The 15,496-nt window shown below is 68.7% G+C and carries 15 protein-coding genes, 2 pseudogenes and 1 CRISPR repeat array (1 of these 18 cut by a window edge); of the genes and pseudogenes, 10 read left to right on the top strand and 7 right to left on the bottom strand.

The features are described from left to right. Window positions 1–288 precede the first annotated feature (288 nt). Both KM933_RS34725 and KM933_RS34720 read right to left on the bottom strand, forming a co-directional pair. Window positions 289–717 carry a hypothetical protein gene (locus KM933_RS34725; protein ID WP_221360141.1) on the bottom strand — a complete coding sequence of 143 codons (429 nt, stop codon included), beginning with the start codon at window positions 715–717 and terminating at the stop codon, window positions 289–291. Window positions 718–858: 141 nt separating this feature from the next. Next, window positions 859–1,272, bottom strand: coding sequence for a hypothetical protein (locus KM933_RS34720; protein WP_221360132.1), 414 nt, complete (start codon window positions 1,270–1,272; stop codon window positions 859–861). Window positions 1,273–1,371: 99 nt separating this feature from the next. On the opposite strand from KM933_RS34720, the gene KM933_RS34715 reads away from it, so the two are divergent. Then, window positions 1,372–2,142, top strand: a complete 771-nt coding sequence (locus KM933_RS34715; protein WP_221360130.1) for a transposase — start codon at window positions 1,372–1,374, stop codon at window positions 2,140–2,142. A 29-nt stretch (window positions 2,143–2,171) separates the two neighbouring features. Then, the gene (locus KM933_RS34710; RefSeq protein ID WP_221360119.1) at window positions 2,172–2,501 is read left to right on the top strand and encodes a hypothetical protein; all 330 of its coding nucleotides are present in this window, start codon (window positions 2,172–2,174) and stop codon (window positions 2,499–2,501) included. 78 nt (window positions 2,502–2,579) lie between these two features. Here KM933_RS34710 and KM933_RS34705 read toward each other — a convergent pair whose 3' ends face one another. Beyond that, window positions 2,580–3,239: a hypothetical protein gene (locus KM933_RS34705; RefSeq protein ID WP_221360117.1), complete on the bottom strand. Its 660-nt coding sequence runs from the start codon at window positions 3,237–3,239 to the stop codon at window positions 2,580–2,582. Further along, window positions 3,236–4,066, bottom strand: coding sequence for an ATP-binding cassette domain-containing protein (locus KM933_RS34700; protein ID WP_221360115.1), 831 nt, complete (start codon window positions 4,064–4,066; stop codon window positions 3,236–3,238). Before KM933_RS34700 ends, KM933_RS34705 begins: the two co-directional genes overlap by 4 nt. Before the next feature lie 250 nt (window positions 4,067–4,316). Here KM933_RS34700 and KM933_RS34695 point away from each other — a divergent pair, with 250 nt between their 5' ends. Together KM933_RS34695 and tpg are read left to right on the top strand one after the other, a co-directional pair. Beyond that, a complete protein-coding gene (locus KM933_RS34695) occupies window positions 4,317–4,853 on the top strand; it encodes a hypothetical protein (protein ID WP_221360113.1) in 537 nt (178 codons plus the stop codon). A gap of 146 nt (window positions 4,854–4,999) precedes the next feature. Further along, a pseudogene (tpg, locus tag KM933_RS34690) lies at window positions 5,000–5,557 on the top strand (telomere-protecting terminal protein Tpg). A 326-nt stretch (window positions 5,558–5,883) separates the two neighbouring features. Here the strand turns inward: tpg and KM933_RS34685 are convergent. Beyond that, window positions 5,884–6,366 carry a hypothetical protein gene (locus KM933_RS34685; RefSeq protein ID WP_221360111.1) on the bottom strand — a complete coding sequence of 161 codons (483 nt, stop codon included), beginning with the start codon at window positions 6,364–6,366 and terminating at the stop codon, window positions 5,884–5,886. Window positions 6,367–7,010: 644 nt separating this feature from the next. On the opposite strand from KM933_RS34685, the gene KM933_RS34680 reads away from it, so the two are divergent. Together KM933_RS34680 and KM933_RS34675 are read left to right on the top strand one after the other, a co-directional pair. Then, complete coding sequence (locus tag KM933_RS34680; RefSeq protein ID WP_221360109.1) at window positions 7,011–8,042, top strand: site-specific integrase; 1,032 nt, start codon at window positions 7,011–7,013, stop codon at window positions 8,040–8,042. 100 nt (window positions 8,043–8,142) lie between these two features. Continuing rightward, window positions 8,143–9,705 (top strand): FAD-dependent oxidoreductase, encoded by a 1,563-nt coding sequence (locus KM933_RS34675; RefSeq protein ID WP_260334611.1) that lies wholly within the window; start codon window positions 8,143–8,145, stop codon window positions 9,703–9,705. A gap of 238 nt (window positions 9,706–9,943) precedes the next feature. Here KM933_RS34675 and KM933_RS34670 read toward each other — a convergent pair whose 3' ends face one another. Next, complete coding sequence (locus KM933_RS34670) at window positions 9,944–10,081, bottom strand: transposase (RefSeq protein WP_260334610.1); 138 nt, start codon at window positions 10,079–10,081, stop codon at window positions 9,944–9,946. 54 nt (window positions 10,082–10,135) lie between these two features. Between KM933_RS34670 and KM933_RS34665 the strand changes: the two are divergent. Continuing rightward, window positions 10,136–10,822 (top strand): annotated as a pseudogene (locus KM933_RS34665) (IS6 family transposase); the annotation flags it as partial. Window positions 10,823–11,117: 295 nt separating this feature from the next. On the opposite strand, the gene KM933_RS34660 reads toward KM933_RS34665, so the two are convergent. Then, the gene (locus KM933_RS34660) at window positions 11,118–11,561 is read right to left on the bottom strand and encodes a hypothetical protein (protein ID WP_221360100.1); all 444 of its coding nucleotides are present in this window, start codon (window positions 11,559–11,561) and stop codon (window positions 11,118–11,120) included. 678 nt (window positions 11,562–12,239) lie between these two features. Between KM933_RS34660 and KM933_RS34655 the strand changes: the two genes are divergently transcribed. The 3 genes from KM933_RS34655 (at window position 12,240) to KM933_RS34645 (ending at window position 15,081) form a co-directional block, all read left to right on the top strand. Next, on the top strand, window positions 12,240–13,874 hold the full coding sequence (locus KM933_RS34655; protein ID WP_260334609.1) for a replication-relaxation family protein: 1,635 nt from the start codon (window positions 12,240–12,242) through the stop codon (window positions 13,872–13,874). Between the two features lie 607 nt (window positions 13,875–14,481). Beyond that, window positions 14,482–14,748, top strand: a complete 267-nt coding sequence (locus KM933_RS34650) for a hypothetical protein (RefSeq protein ID WP_221360097.1) — start codon at window positions 14,482–14,484, stop codon at window positions 14,746–14,748. Window positions 14,749–14,820: 72 nt separating this feature from the next. After that, window positions 14,821–15,081: a DUF6207 family protein gene (locus KM933_RS34645; protein ID WP_221360095.1), complete on the top strand. Its 261-nt coding sequence runs from the start codon at window positions 14,821–14,823 to the stop codon at window positions 15,079–15,081. A gap of 357 nt (window positions 15,082–15,438) precedes the next feature. Then, window positions 15,439–15,496: a CRISPR direct-repeat array (repeat unit 29 nt; unit sequence GTCGTCATCAGCCCTAGAGGGTTCGCAAC) (it continues 1,397 nt past the right edge of the window).

Raw genomic sequence — 15,496 nt, 5'->3', positions numbered from 1 at the left:
ACCAGCACACCCTCGCGGCATAACGATCACGTGTCCAAGATCACGGGGAAACTTCACAGCGCCGCTGAACCCATCAGTTGGAACTGGCGTCCTGAAGTGTGTGGCCGGTCGTTTTCTGTGCGGAACTCGTACTGCCATCCTCAAGTGGTCGGCGCCGGGTCTGTGCGATGTCCGCTCAGCCGGTCGCGACCAGGCGACCTACTCCCTACTTGGGGGGCACCGTGTCTGTCGCTCGTCTCTCCTGAGTGAAGCCGCCGTCGAATGCTGTGGTTGACGTTGCGCCTACAGTCAGACCACCCAGTTCGGGGTGCTGCTCACGGGAAGTTCCAGACCACCTGCCGTAAGGTTCGCGGCGGAGTACGGCGCCACCAGTTCGCCCGAGCGCTGCTGTTCGAACGGCTCAGCGGACTCCCCGCAACCCTCGCCCCGGCCGCCTACGCGCCCAGCACCGCGGAACTGCGGACCATGCTGCGGACCTTCGAAGCGGATCTCACCCCGGCGTTGATGAGCCAACTCGAAGGACACGCAGCCGAGTTCCTCACCGATCAGGGAATCCGCGACGAACCTCTCTCCTGGCGACCTCCGACGGACATCATCCGCGATCTTGAGCTGCCCGGGTGCGATCTGCGGGGCATCGACTCCGGCATGCTCCACCGCCTCATCAGGGACGAATGCCTGACAACAGCACAGGCCGCCCGCCGCTTGGGCGTCAGCCATGACGCTGTCCGATTCGTCCTGCAGGAGCGGCCGGCCCCTCCCGCAGAGGCGAAGAGCGCGAAGTGGGAGAGAGGAGCGACTGTTCGACGGGCTCGTGAAGCTCTCCCTAAAGGTTGTCCCGTAAGCCCACGAGACTGAGGGTCATGCTGCGTCAGGGTCGGTGCCGATGGCGCCGGCCGAGCGAAGGGAATGCCCGAGGTCTCCGGTGAGGATGCGCGGGTGTCGCCGCCACCACCACAGGTCGGGGCCGGGCAGCCTGTGGAACTGGTCGAGTGCTTGGGCGTCGTCGTCGACGGTCGCGGCGCTGTACCGGTCGTCCAGAGCTTTGATCCGCGGGGTCCAGAGCTGGACGATGTGTTCGTCCAGCAGGATCCATGCCTCGTGCAGCCAGTTCCGGCAGTAGAGGTCGTTGGTGTACTCGTAGATGTCGTCGCCGTAGCCGCGCTCGATGGCGCTGACCAGGGCGGCCCACGCGTTCACCCTTTCAGTGACCGTGAACGCCGTTCGCCAGCCGCGCTGGTGCAACAGCTCCCCCACCTCGGTCTCCGTAGCCACGGGCGGAAGATCTCACGCGGAAGCCGTCCGGGCGATCGAGATACTGTCCCGCCAGAGGCTGCGAACCCTGAAGCATGATCAAGGTGAGACGATCTCGCCGTGGCTGGTGTGATCACGGCGTCGGAACCCTCCTGGATAGCCCCGTTCACCGGGCTGAGCCCACGACAGTTCACGAAACTTGTGACCGCGTTGCGGCGGGAGGGCGCCGGCCCGGTGAGCAGAGGCCGGCCCTGGAGCTTGCCGCTGGAAGACAGATTTCTGCTGGTGGCCGCGTACTGGCGGACGAACCTCACCCTGCGGCAGCTGGCCCCGTTGTTCGGGGTCTCCAAGTCCGCCGCGGACCGGATCATCGCCCACCTCGGGCCATTGCTCGCCCTGCGGCCTCGCACGAGGTTCCGGAAAGACACGGTGCTGATCGTCGACGGCACCCTAATCCCCACCCGGGACCACACGATCGCCGAGCAGTCGAAGAACTACAGGTACTCCACCAACCACCAAGTCGTCATCGATGCCGACACCCGTCTGGTCGTCGCCGTCGGCCGGCCGGTCCCGGGGAACCGCAACGACTGCAAGGCATGGGAGCTATCCGGAGCGAAGGACGCCATCGGCCGGACCACTGTGATCGCTGACGGCGGCTACCGGGGCACTGGCCTGATCATCCCTCACCGCCGTGACCCCGGTCGGGCCGAACTACCAAGTTGGAAAGAGGAACACAACGCCTCTCACCGCAAGGTCAGGGCCCGCGTCGAGCACGCCTTCGCCCGGATGAAGAGCCGGAAGATCCTCCGCGACTGCCGCTTGAAGGGCAACGGCGTTCACCATGCCATGCTCGGCATCGCCCGCCTCCACAACGTCACCATCACCGGCTGAACCGAGCAGGCAGGTCAGCAAGCACGACCGTGATCAATTACGGGACAACGCTTAGGGACAAATTCGCACGCTTCTACCTCGACGAATACCGCTCACTGAAGTGGATCGCGGAGCACGTCGGCGTGAACGACGAGGCGATCAAGGTCCTGGTCCGCGAATACGGCATGAAGCGTGACGGCAAAGCGACCCGCTGGCGGCAGATCGATCTCGACTGGCTCCGTGACCAACGCGCCGCTGGACGCACCTGCCGCGAACTTGCAGCGGAGACCGGCTTCTCACTCGGAATGATCAGCTACCTGGGCCAGCGGCACGACCTGCCTGGTCGCCGGGCAAGGGCCGAACCGCCCGTCAGTAGTTGATCAGGAAGCGCCCAGCAGGCCCGCCACGATCATCATGTGCCCAGCGGCAGGCCCCTGGGGCGGATGAGGGCCGGCGGTCTATTCCCTGCGCCCGGCGATGAACTGCGTGGCGGCGGTGAACATGGCAAGGATCATCGCGGAGATCGCCAGCATGACGCCGGTGGGGGCGAGCAGTTTCGTCGCGTCGGGGGTGGTGGCCATCAGGGTGAACAGGCGGTTGACCGGAGGCATGCCCTTGGTGAAGAGGGCTCCCATCACCAGCGCGAGAGCGGCGGCCAGTGCGTACCCCTGCCGTTTGAAGACCAGCCGTGAGCACAGCACGCCGATGGCGATGCCGACGAGGGCGCAGGTGAGCTGGGCCTCGATGCCCAGCAGGAGGTCGGTCGTGGTGACCACGTAGTCGCCCATCCACAAGGGGAAGAACAGTCCAAAGATCATTAGGACGAGACAGCTCAGCAGGGCCGTGCCGATCGCCGCGAGCAGAACCGTGAGCGACCGGCCGCCCGCGGTGATGACGACGATCGCCCTCTGCGGCGGGTCGTCCAGGCTCATCAGAGCGATGGTCAGCCAGGTCGAGCAGACGAACAGCGCGCCGGCGGAGGAGGCGTAGGCGGGGGGCAGCGGGCCGCTGCCGTTGACGGTCAGCACGCCCATGAGGCCCATGAACAGGAACAGCGGGGCGAGGTAGCGCTGCGTGTGCAGCACGGTGGCGAAGGTGTAGCGGATGAGCGCGATCACCGCATGTCTCCGTTCGTCGCGGCGTTCGGCGCCGGGCGGTGGTCCGTGGTCGTTTCGGTGACGCGTTCGACGGACCAGCCGTGCTGGAGCGCGGTGAACAGCAGGGCGTCGGTGGACTCGCGTCCCACGCGGACCTTGACGCCCGTGACGTCCCGGTTCACCGCCAGTACGCCGTCCAGCTTTTCCCAGGCAAGGCCCTGCGGTACGCGGCCGTCCCGGCCCACGGTCAGGACGACGTCGGCCGCGGGCCGCTGCTCGGTGGCCCACGGCTCCGGTCCCCGCAACGACACGCGGCCCTTGCCGACCGTGTAGGTCCGGGTGGCGCGGGCCCGGGTGACCGACTCGCGATGGTCGGTGAACACGACGGTGCCGCCAGAGGCCGCGACCTCAGTCATGATCTCGGCGAGCACGCCGTGAGCGTCGGCGTCCAGCCCGGACCACGGCTCGTCCAGGACGAGGAGTCCGGGTTCCACCAGGAGGGCCTGGGCCAGCGCGACCTTCTGTGCGTTGCCCTTCGACAGGCTCCGCAGAGGGGCGTGCTTGCCGCCCACCAGGGCGAGTCGGTCCAGCAGCAGGCCGGCCCGCGCCGAGGCGGCCGGGGTGGCCAGCCCGCGGACGCGACCCATGTGCGTCAAGTACGCCGCGGCCGACATGCGTTCGTTGGGGGAGAACCGGTCCGGGACATACCCGACAACGGGTGGCCGGGCGGCCACCGTGCCGCGGGTCGGCCGGGACAGGCCCACCGCGATCCGCAGCAGCGTCGACTTCCCCGATCCGTTCCCGCCTGCGAATGCCACGATCTCACCGGCCGGGGCCTCTACGTCCACGTCTCTCAGGATCCAGTCGCCACGGCCATAGCGCTTGCTCACTGATTGAAGACGTAACAACTGATCTCCTTCGTCCGGCACAACGCCCCCAGATGCTCGCAGATTGCGGGGCCCGTCCGCTCCGCATCCAGGATGCCGACTGTCCTCTGCAAGAAAGCTGTGATACCCCGTTACAACGGGGATGCATGGTATACGCTGGATGGGCTGCCTCAGCCATTCCGGCCACGAGGCAACCTCGCAGGGAGGCGCGATGATTCAGATCACTCTCGGCAAGCAAAAGGACGTCGACCCGAACAGTGATCCCCTCCAGCGCTCGCAGATCGGCTGGAGCGACGGGCTGCCCGACCAGCAGCTGTACGAGATCGCCCGCGGAGTCTGGGTGATGCCCGGAACGCGCGTTGAACGTGAACGATTTGCGGTCGTCAATGGCGGCGGAGTCATCCGCCTGGCCATGGAGATCGAACGGGTTGTCGACGTCCCTGGTGGGCGCCGGTCCTTCGAAGGCCGCATCCTCGGACCTGGGCATTCGGTTCACGACCACTACGTTGGCAAGCCCGCCCCGAACGGCGCCCAGCAGAACCCGATCACCTACTTCAAGTCCCCACTGGACAACCGGAAGTGCAACTGTGGCTGCGGCAAACTGATCGAACGCGGTGACTTCCTCCCCGGACACGACCAGCGGGCCATCCACGAGAGAATCGCCCGCATCGGAACCGTGAAGGACTTCATCGCCTGGTTCGACCAGACCTGGAAGCCCGACGAAGCCCAGCAAGGCGGAGCCGCGTGAGGAAATGCCACCGAACTGAGACGGAAACCGCAGGACATCTGGTGAGACAGCAATACAAGCAGCAGGTCACCGCGGTCCGTAACGACACTGGCGGCGCGAACCTACACAAGACCGACCAGAGCGCCGGAGAAGGGGAGTAGCCGACCATGCCGGACCCCATCGGGGACAGCCTGGACCGTGCGCTGGAGGGGGCGTTCACCCGCCGCATCCCGCAAAGCGCCCAGGCGCAGATGAAGTACCTGGTCAAGCAGCTCAAGGGCACCAAGGCCGCAGCCCAGGCGCTCGGGATCTCCCAGCGCACGGTGGAGCGGTACGTTGTGGGCAAGCTCAAGCGGCCCCGTCAGGACCTGCGCGGCCGTCTGGAGCGCGAGGTTAAGAAGCGGTAGCAGCCTCAGATCCGCGCGAAGGCGCGGAAGAAGGCCGCGACCACGGGCGGACTGGTCGTCTCTGCCCGTGCCCGCTTCGGTTTCGAGGCCGCCGGGCACACGACCGACGACGCCCGGATCCGCGACATCACCCAGGCCCTGCCGCCGCAGTATGCCGACCAGTTGTTCAGCGCACGGGAGCAGGGCGCGAACGAGGACCAGCTCCGGCAGATCGCTGCCGACGGCCTCGCCCGGATGTACTTCCGCGCCAACAACAGCCGCGTGCATGGACTGGGCGTGGAGTTCACCGACGTGGAGCAGCTCGACATCGAGCTATAGATCAGGCTCCAGCACGAACGCTTTGCCCCCGTTGTGACTGAGCGCTCCAGTTGGCCATTGAGTGTTTCAGTTGGCCGCTTTGGTGCTCAGAATTGTTGATCAACGTCTGGTGGCACTCAGCTCTCGTCGGAGCGCGACAATCAGTGAGAGCCCGCGTCCACACCCTGCACGATGTGCTCGCCCCGTCCATGATGCTGTCCGAGCTCATCAAGTAGTGGAGCGAAGGCACGCGGGCGGCGGGACGGCCCAAGGATCCGTGGGACGCTCATTCACCGAGGCCGGGCGGTGACGTGGCAACCAGGCCGGCAGGCCGTCGGCGCCCAGCTTCAGAAGGACATGCCGGGTGCGGAGGGAAAGTCCCGGTCGGGGTTGCGCTCCGACGGTGACTCGTACCGATCCGGCGGAAGCCATGTCGTCCGATCGAGATCGCGCGCTGTGTCACTGACACTCGGTCGCCTATCCGGCGGGGCGGAGCGCATCCGACGTTTGGCACGACGCTGGACGGCGTGCTGCTGCTGCGCCACCTCCCTGTGCACGCTCCGGGCCGACACCATGGGGTCGATGGCCCTATCGACGGTCACGCGGTTCTTCCGTCCGGAGCTGACGCCGTCCACGCCGTCGACGACGGTGGTGGAGGGCGTCCGGGTCACGGTGCCCCGCTCGGAGGACGGCATCGGACAGTCCTGCAGTGCGTCGGTCAACGCCGCCTGAAAGGGTTCCGTGTCGACGGACTTGCTACGGCTGATGAGGGCGTCCACCAGGGCGGAGGCTATGGAAGGCGAAGCGGCGAACAGCTCGCGGGTGTCCATCCGCGACCCTTTGCACTGGTAGACGAAGGAGTAATGCTCAAGACCTGTGGATCGGCCCCGGGTTGGACGCGAAGGGCGTACCTTCCCGGGTGATCGATTGACTGGAATCGAGTAGGCCGACGTTGGCCCGTCGGCTGGGAAGGTACGCCCATGCTCACGGTAGTCACCGAGGACGGCTCGACTGATAACGGCACGCCACCTCACCCAGAGATGTGAGCCCACTCTGCACAGAGGTTTCCGGTTCGGGTGTCGTTCCTTCTGCTCTCATGACTCCTACGGTGTCAGCACCGTTTCCAGGGAAGGCACCCAGGGGCGGGCCCACTCGACACCCACCCCGCGTGTTCGCCTGAACCCGGGGCCGAACCCACGAGAACACGACCGTCCATCCTCGGGTTCCCGCGAAAAATCCTTCAGTTTCCGTGAACTCGCGAGCCTCTCGGGGGTTGAGGAACATCGGAACGAAAACCCGCGCTAAGGATCTGTCGGCCCTGGTGGGCGGCTGACGGAGTATCGACGGCCGGACCCGTCTGAAGTCGTTCCACGGATAACGCCCTATTATCTGTGGGAGCTTGGTTCGTCACCTGCGGTGACGCTCTCCGGGCCATACGTGAAGCGGCCCTGTTATCTGCGGCAAGGGGGAAGCGGTGCCCACCGTCGTGCAACTGCCGACCGGCAAGGCGCTGACCGTCCGTGCGGCGGCCGACGTGTTCCTCGACTCGCTTCGCAACCCGAACACGGTCCGCAGCTACTCGACCGGCGTCGGCAAGACCGTCGAGCGCATCGGCGAGGCCCGTCCGCTGGGCTCGGTGGCAGACGACGAGATCGGCGAGGCCCTGGAACTGCTGTGGGGCACCGCGGCGGTCAACACCTGGAACGCGCGCCGCGCGTCGGTGCTGTCGTGGCNGGGCACCGCGGCGGTCAACACCTGGAACGCGCGCCGCGCGTCGGTGCTGTCGTGGCTGGGCTGGTGCGAAGAGTACGGCTACGACGGGCCGTCCGTCCCGGCCTGGACGAAGCGGCTGGCGGTGCCGGACTCCGAGACCCCGGCCCGCTCGAAGATGGCCGTGGACAGGCTCATCGCCCGGCGCGAGGTGCACCTGCGGGAGAAGACGCTGTGGCGGATGCTCTACGAGACCGCCGCTCGTGCGGAGGAGATCCTGAGCGTGAACATCGAGGACTTGGACCTCGCCGCGCGCCGCTGTCCCGTGAAGGCCAAGGGCGCCCGGAGCAAGGCCCGGCGCCGGGGCCAGGCACGCGAGGACTTCGTGCTGGAGACCGTCTGCTGGGACGCTGGCACCGCACGGCTCCTGTCCCGCCTGCTGCGCGGCCGAACCCGCGGGCCGGTGTTCGTCACTCACCGCCGCCCCGGCCCGGGGAAGGTCGTCAGCCCGCGCGACGTATGCCCCGACACCGGCCTGGCCCGCCTCTCCTACGGCCAGGTCCGCGCGCTGCTGGACGAGCACACCGCCGTACGCGGGCCGGGAACCGGCTGGGACCTGCACGAGTACCGCCATTCCGCCCTGACCCACCTCGGTGAGCAGGGCGCCTCCCTGCTGATGCTGATGGCGAAGTCCCGGCACAAGAAGCCGGAGAACGTCCGCCGCTACTTCAAGCCGTCCCCCGAGGCGATCTCGGAGCTGACCAGCCTGCTCGCGCCCGGCGATAGCAGCCGATGAGCCTCGTTCCTTGAACGTTCTCCTCCCGGGGCTCCCGGGGCAGGTCCTTGACACCGCTGCGCCTTTTTGGCCTTTTCGACCCTCGGTCATAGTCGGCGCCATGGACTATGACGTAGTGGTGGCCGGAGGCGGCCCGGTCGGACTGATGCTGGCCTGTGAGCTCCGGCTCGGAGGCGCGCGGGTGGCCGTCCTGGAACGCCTCACCGAAGTGAACCCGACGATCAAGGGCGGGGCGATCACCACGCCCAGCGCCGAGGCGCTCTACCGCCGAGGCATGCTGCCCGCGCTGGCCGAGGTGCAGCGGCAGGCGATGGACCGCTTCCGAGCATTCATGCGCGAGCAGAACAGCGAGGACGGAGGCGGGGACGCGGGTCAAGGGCTCGGGATCGTCGGGCACTTCGCCGGAATCATGCTGCGCGCCGACCTGGTCGACCGTACGGAGCCGGGCCTCGGCGACGCCGGACCCGCCGCCGAGATCGCTTTCGTGGCACAGCAGGACATCGAGCGGCTGCTCGGCGGGCGGGCGGACGAGCTCGGCGTCAACGTGCGCCGGGGAGTGGAGCTGACCGGCTTCGACGCGGACGACGAGACCGTCACAGTGCGGACCAGCCACGGGGCCATACGCGCCGGCTGGCTCGTGGGCTGCGACGGCGGCCGCAGCACGGTCCGCAAGCTCGCGGGGTTCGAATTTCCCGGTACGGAACCGGAGATCACCTGTCACCAGGCAGTCGTGGAGATGACCGGCGCCGAGGACCTGAAGATCGGCTGGACCGCCACGGACACCGGGGTGTACGCCTACGGGCCGATGCCAGGCCGCGTCGTCACCGTGGAGTTCGACGGCCCGCCGGCCGACCGGGACGCGCCGGTAACCACCGAGGACCTCCAGGCACGGCTGCGCCGCGTCTCCGGCGTGGACATCACGATCACCGAAGTGCAGACCGCGACCCGCTTCACCGACCACGCCCGCCAGGTCACCGACTACCGCAAGGGCCGGGTGCTGCTGGCGGGCGACGCGGCGCACGTGCATTCCGCGTTCGGCAGCCAGGGGCTGAGCCTGGGTATCGGGGACGCGATGAACCTCGGCTGGAAGCTCGCCGCGGTGATCGCCGGCCGGGCGCCGGAAGGACTGCTGGACACGTACACCGCCGAGCGGCACCCGGTCGGTGCGTGGGTCCTGGACTGGACCCGGTCCCAGGTCGCGGCCATGCGCCCGGACCCGCAGTCCCGGGCCCTGCGCGAGATCGTCAGCGACCTGGCGGGGACGGTCGCGGGCACCACGTACCTCACCGCGCGGCTCAACGGTGGTGGGGTGCGGTACGAGCTGCCGGGCGAGCACCCGCTGACCGGCCGCAGCACGCCGGACTTCGAACTCACCGACGGCAGCCGCCTCGCGGACCACCTCCACGGCGGCCGGGCGCTCCTGCTCGACCTCACCGACGACCCGGAGATCCGGGTCGTCGCCGCGGGGTACGCCGGCCGCGTCGACACCCTGACGGCCGGCTGCCCGTCCCGCCCGGAACTGGCGGCGGTGCTCGTCCGTCCGGACGGCTTCACGGCCTGGGCGGCCGACGTGGAGGCGAAGGCGCCGACGTCGACGGCCGGGCTGGCGGAAGCGCTGGAGGAGTGGTTCGGCGTGCCAGAGGATGCAGTGACGCCGGCGTGATCCGCCGCTCTGCTGACTCGAACCACGAGCCGATCCCACCCACGGCCGCCACACCCACCCGGTGTGGCGGCCGCCCGCACCCTAGTCCCGCCCAGCAGCAGCCCGGAGCTCACCGGCCGCCTACGCACCCGCCGCCACGCCCTCCACCGGTGTTACCGCTCCCGGCGCCCTACGAACCGATCGCCAGTGCAACCGTCACCGCCGGGACAACCAGCGGTGGCGGTCACCCGCACCGGGGTCACACCTCTTCGGCCGAGTCCGGATCCCGCAGCGGACGCAGACCGCCGAGCAGGTCGGGAAGCTGGAAGGAGTACCGGCCGAGCATGTTGATGTGATGCCGCACGAACGGCGAGAGGCGGGCCACGGGCACTGTCACGTTGGCTGACCGGTGGGATGATCTTCTGGTTGATCAGCCTGGGAAGGGTCGTCCGTGGGGAGCGCGTCGCTGTCGTACAAGGGGCACCGGTACCCGGTCGAGGTCATCTCCTCCTGTGTGTGGCTGTACCACCGCTTCCCGCTGTCATTCCGCGAGGTCGAGGAGCTGATGCTCGAGCGCGGGATCGTCGTCTCGTACGAGACGGTGCGTCGCTGGTGCGCCAAGTTCGGGCAGGTCTACGCGGGCGCGCTGCGCCGGCGGCAGCCGCGGCCTGGTGACAAGTGGCACTTGGACGAGGTCTTCATCGAGATCAACGGCGAGCAGAAGTATCTGTGGCGGGCGGTCGACCAGGACGGCAACGTTCTGGACATCCTGGTGCAGAACCGCCGGGACAAGGCCGCGGCCAGGCGTTTCTTGCGCAGGCTGATGAAGAAGACGCGCAGGGTGCCGCGGGTGGTCGTCACCGACAAGCTCCGCTCCTACGGCGCCGCCCACCGCGAGGTCATACCCTCGGTGGAACATCGCTCGCACAAGGGCCTGAACAACCGGGCGGAAAACAGCCACCAGCCCACCAGGCAGCGTGAGCGGGCGATGAAAGGCTTCCGCTCCGCGGGCGGGGCCCAGCGGTTCCTGTCCGCGTCCAGCGGCATCTCGCCCCACTTCCGGCCCCACCGCCATCTGATGCCCGCCCACGACTACCGAGCCGAGATGACCGTCCGCTTCGCCATCTGGGAGCACATCACCGGACTCGCCCGCCTCGCCACCGCGGCCGCGTCTCCACCCGGTGCGTTTCTCCTTGACCTCAGCTCAGGTCAAGGAGAAACGCACCGCCCCATCGCCTCCACCTGGGCCCACTCCACCGCACCACCGTCCCTCCGGTGCGCACCACTTCCGCGCGCTGGCCGCACCGGTGCGCGCACCGCCCACCGAGTGGAGCGCACCGGATGGACTCGGTGCGCGCACCACCGCACCAGTGCGCCCTGGGTGGGTGCGCACCCACCGCACTGGTGCGCTCCCACCCGGTGCGGTGGTGCGGTCAGTGGTGCGCACCGGGTGCGGAGTGCATCGCGTGCGCGAGCACCAGGTGCTCATCGCGCATCGCCTCCAGGGTGTCGGCGGTGTCCGGGTGATCGGGGTCCGGAATGACGTTCACCGTGAACCGGATGATGCTGCGGGCGATGCCCGGCGCCGCCGTGATGGGGGAGTCCCGCGCCCAGTCCCGCAACGCGGACAGCAGCGCGCACCCGACCTCGTCCAGCGCGAAGGAGTCCGCGCACAGCTCTGCCTCCCCGTCCACGGCCGTGACGGGCCAGACGATGTCCTCGGCAAGCCGCAGCAGGACGAACGCCAGCTGCGGATCCGCTTCCGCCCGCCCGGCGACAGCGGCGCCGCCACCCATCTGCAGCGCCAGGAGATAGTCGAAGCCGCGCTCCACCTGCTCGGGCGTCAGCGGAGTACGGGGCGGGATCAGGTACGGCATGGAGGTCTCCTCAGCTGGGTGGCCGCCGCGCGGATCACGACGACTCCCAGCAGCCTCGGATGATCACCCTGTGGACAGCGGTCAGAGATTTCGCCCTGCCCCACGAACTAGGGCGAATCTGGCTGCAAGGGCCAAACCCAGCCCCCTTGTCCAGCGTGGTCGTCTGACCACGAGTCCGACCATGACCCCTTGTCCACCTCTGCTGCCGCCCCGCCCACCGCCGCGTTTCTCCTTGACCACGTCCGCTACCGGCACCGGTTAGATCGCGGACAAGGGGGTCCCCTGCACGCTGCTCCTTCGTAACGACCGCCCCGGCCGGGGCAGCGAAGGAGACCAGACGATGACGACCACCCACCCGAGGGCCGGGCAGCGGCACCGCTTGGGCCGATCACGCCGGAAGGTCGGCCCGTGGCGGGCAAGCCGAAGGGGACTCCCTGGGTGCCCACTTCGAAGGCCCCTTGGGAACCCCCTTTGGTGCCCGGCACCCTGGGCCGGGGGAAAACCCCTTGTCAGGGCCGCAATCGGCGCGAAGACCGCGCTGTCACAACCCTCTGATCTACTCCTGATGGAGGAGATCATCGGGTTCCGGGAGGGGGGCCGGACGCCCTTCCAGGCGGGGCGCGGCCAGCAGCGCCGGTCGGCCGGCGGCCGGTCGCGAACGACGAGGGAGCAGAGCTGATGGCGGGGAAGCGGAAGAGCAACCCGGCGGGGTCGACGAACAGCTACCGCGGCGACGTGCTGCGCGTGCTCGGAGCGCTGAAGGTCGCCACGGCCGATCAGATCCAGCGGATCGGCGCCCCGCACCTGACGTTCCGCCACGCCGACAAGCCGACCCCCTCGAAGCGGAAGCAGGCCCGCACCGCCTCACACACCGGCGCGCTCTGCGACATGCGAAGGCACGGCCTGTCCGAGAACGGCGGCTCCACCGAGACCGGCGACGCCCTGCGAAACCTCACCCTCAAGGGCCTGGAGGCCGCCTCCTACGAACTGCAGCGCCCCGTGACGGAGATGGGCTCCACCGCGCGCGGCGCGGGCTCCAGCGGCGCTTCTCACCCGATGGCCGTCAACGAGACGGTGATCGCACTGCTGCGCCCGAAGCCGAACATGGCCAGGCTCGCCGACGACCCGGCCGAAGTCCGGGAAGCCGCCCAGGCCGCCGTCGACGGACCGGACGGGATCGGCACGATCGCCTCGTACCGGACCGAAGTCCCGCTGCCCGCCACCGGCACGTGGAACACGCCGGGCAAGGGCGGCGCCCAGGCCGACATCGTCGTGACCGCCCCGCAGGACCGGGTGCCGCTGCTGTTCATCGAGGTCGACAACTGCCACGAGAGTGCGGAGGAACTCGCCGACAAGCTGGAGAAGTACGCCCGGTTCTTCCGGCGGAAGGTGAAGGACACCGACGGCTGTGAACGCCCGATGTGGCGCACCCGCTGGAACGCTCCGGCCACCTTCTCCGGCAACGCGATACACCCGCCCGTCCTGCTGGTGTTCAACCGCCTCGGCGAGCGCAATCCCGACCGCACGATCCCGCGCCTGATGGAGCTCACCCGGCACCTGTGGCAGGGCGAGCGGCATAAGGGCTACCACGACTACGACGGGCGTATCCCGATCATCGCGACCGGGCTGAAGAACCTGAGCCAGCACGGCCCGGCCGGACAGGTGTTCCTCCGCTTCGGCCGTACCCACAAGCAGCATCTGTGGGAAGCGATCGGCAACCCCCGCCGCGAGGTCGCCACAGCTCGCGCCCGGGAGGAGACCGCGCGTGCTCAGGCGGAGCACAGGGCAAAGGTGCAACGCGCGGCGCAAGAGCAGGCGGCGAAGCAGGCAGCCGAACGCGAGGCCCGCCGCCCCGTGTGCGCCGACTGCGGGGAGAAGTTCACCGACGAACGCTGGGAGGCGGCACAGGCGACGGACTGGGGCACTCCGAAGGACTCCCACCCGCACCTGTGCGACGGCTGCAAACACACGGCCGGCGCCGTCGCGAGCGCTGTTCCCACGCCCAGCAGACAGGAGAAGCACCAGGAGCCGCTCCCTGAATGGGCGCAGCGCCGGCAGTTTATGCGCTACGTCCGTCGTCCACGCTGCACCGAGTGCAAAGCGGCGTTCACCGACGAGCGGTGGCAGGCGGTGGAGCGCACCGGCTGGGGCACCGTCCAAGAACCCCGTCCGACGCTGTGCGGGGACTGCGACCGGCGGTACGTCACCGGCCTTGAGCAGGCCTGGCCCAACGAGGCCCGGCACCAGCAGCAGGACCAGGCCGTGCCCGGACAGAAGGCCGCCGGGACCTGGTTCTCCCGCTTCCGCAGGTAACGCGAAAACCCCCGGGCCGTCAGTACCGGCTGCCGGGCCGCGCAGCGCAACGGTCTGCCTGGCGGCGCCTGTAGCCGGGGGGAGGTCACGGTCGGGGCGGCGCGCGGGAGACGCGTCGCCCCGACCACGGCGCCGACCATACGGTCACGGCGCGGGCCCGGCCGCGCTGCGCGAACCGGGCCATCGAGGAGGCTTTCTGCCGAGCCTCCCGCCGTCGCTCCATGAACGCCATCACTCACAACGGTGACGGCGTGCGCTGCGGCTGCATCGGTGCGGGAGCCACTCCAGCGGTGAGGGACCGACGCTGAGGGCGAGCGCGTCCAGCCGCAGCACACGTGGCTGCGTCATCTGTTGCGACAGGAGTTGCGCTGGGGGTTGCGGCAAGGGTTGCGCGGGCCTTGGTGATCTTTGAACTTTTGTACAGGTCACCCTGCCCTTTGCGGTGCGGTCGGGTGCTGACATCCCCCTCAAAGCACCCCGCGCCCGCATCACTTGGAAGGGTGGGAGGGAAGCGGGCGGGGCGCGGTGAGCGCTTCGGGGGACTGGACGCCCTTCGGCAGGCACGCGAACGGCCCCGGCTGGCGGTGGCGGCTGCCAGGCTGGACGGATGGACTGTGAGGAGGAGCAGCTGCTGCGCGGCCGGGTCTACGGCACCGACCACCCGGGTCCGCCGTCGCACCGCGACTACGCCCACTTGGTCGGCGGCCCGCTGGACGGCCTGCTGCTCGACATCACCGGCTGGACAGCGCAGGAGGTTCAGAGTGGCGTCGCGCTGATGACCGAACTCGGGCAGTTCGGCCCCGGCGGCCGCGCCCTGTACGACCCGCGTCCCGGCGAGCGAAACTGCTGGAACTGGGGTGGCGACAGCCCTTGAAAACCTGCACTCGACCGGGTGAAGACACTGTCGTGGCGGAACCCTTCCGGGCGCCCGGGCGTAGTGGCGTACATGGACCCGATCACCGAGGTACACGTCAGCAAGCCGGCCCTGGTCGTCGTGGACGTCGCGGCGGCCGACGACGACACCGCGCTCGCCTTCCAGCAACTGCTCGCTCAACGGTGGGCGACAGCGACAGCGGGGCGCACGATGCGGGATGTTGGCCAACCCGGCGTGCGGCTGCGCTGCTACCTGGACCTGGAACAGCCGGTCGGCCCGGCTACGGTGCCGAACACAGTCCTGCCGGAGACTGGCGCAGCTGGAGCACCGTGATGGCCGCGTGCCAACGGCTACTTGATGGTGACTGATCCGCATTCGGTCGGGTGACGGCGCTGAACGGGTCGGCATCGACCCTGGAGAACTCGCAACACCGCGACCGTGACCGTGCGCCGGCCGAGCCTCAAGTCGTCATCGGCCCTGGAGGGCTCGCAATGCGCGCAGCGGTGTCCGGCAAGGGCTGCGGAGCGCGTCGTCATCAGCCCCTGAGGGTTCGCTACCGGGCGCCCACCTGTTGTAGCGTCCCTCTCAGGGAAGACCTCTGACCAGCACCGATACATTATCGTCTGACTGCTGCAGAAACGCCTCACAATTCTTCGTTGCGCAGTGCTTTGACCTGTGGCTTTACGCTCGGGTCGTCATCAGCCCTAGAGGGTTCGCAACGACGGCTCAGCCGCTTGCGCATGCCCGC

Origin of the sequence: Streptomyces beigongshangae, assembly GCF_019710745.1 — a bacterium.
Classification (GTDB): domain Bacteria; phylum Actinomycetota; class Actinomycetes; order Streptomycetales; family Streptomycetaceae; genus Streptomyces; species Streptomyces beigongshangae.
Note: the sequence above shows the minus strand (reverse complement) of the source record. Positions and strands in the feature narration are given on the sequence as shown.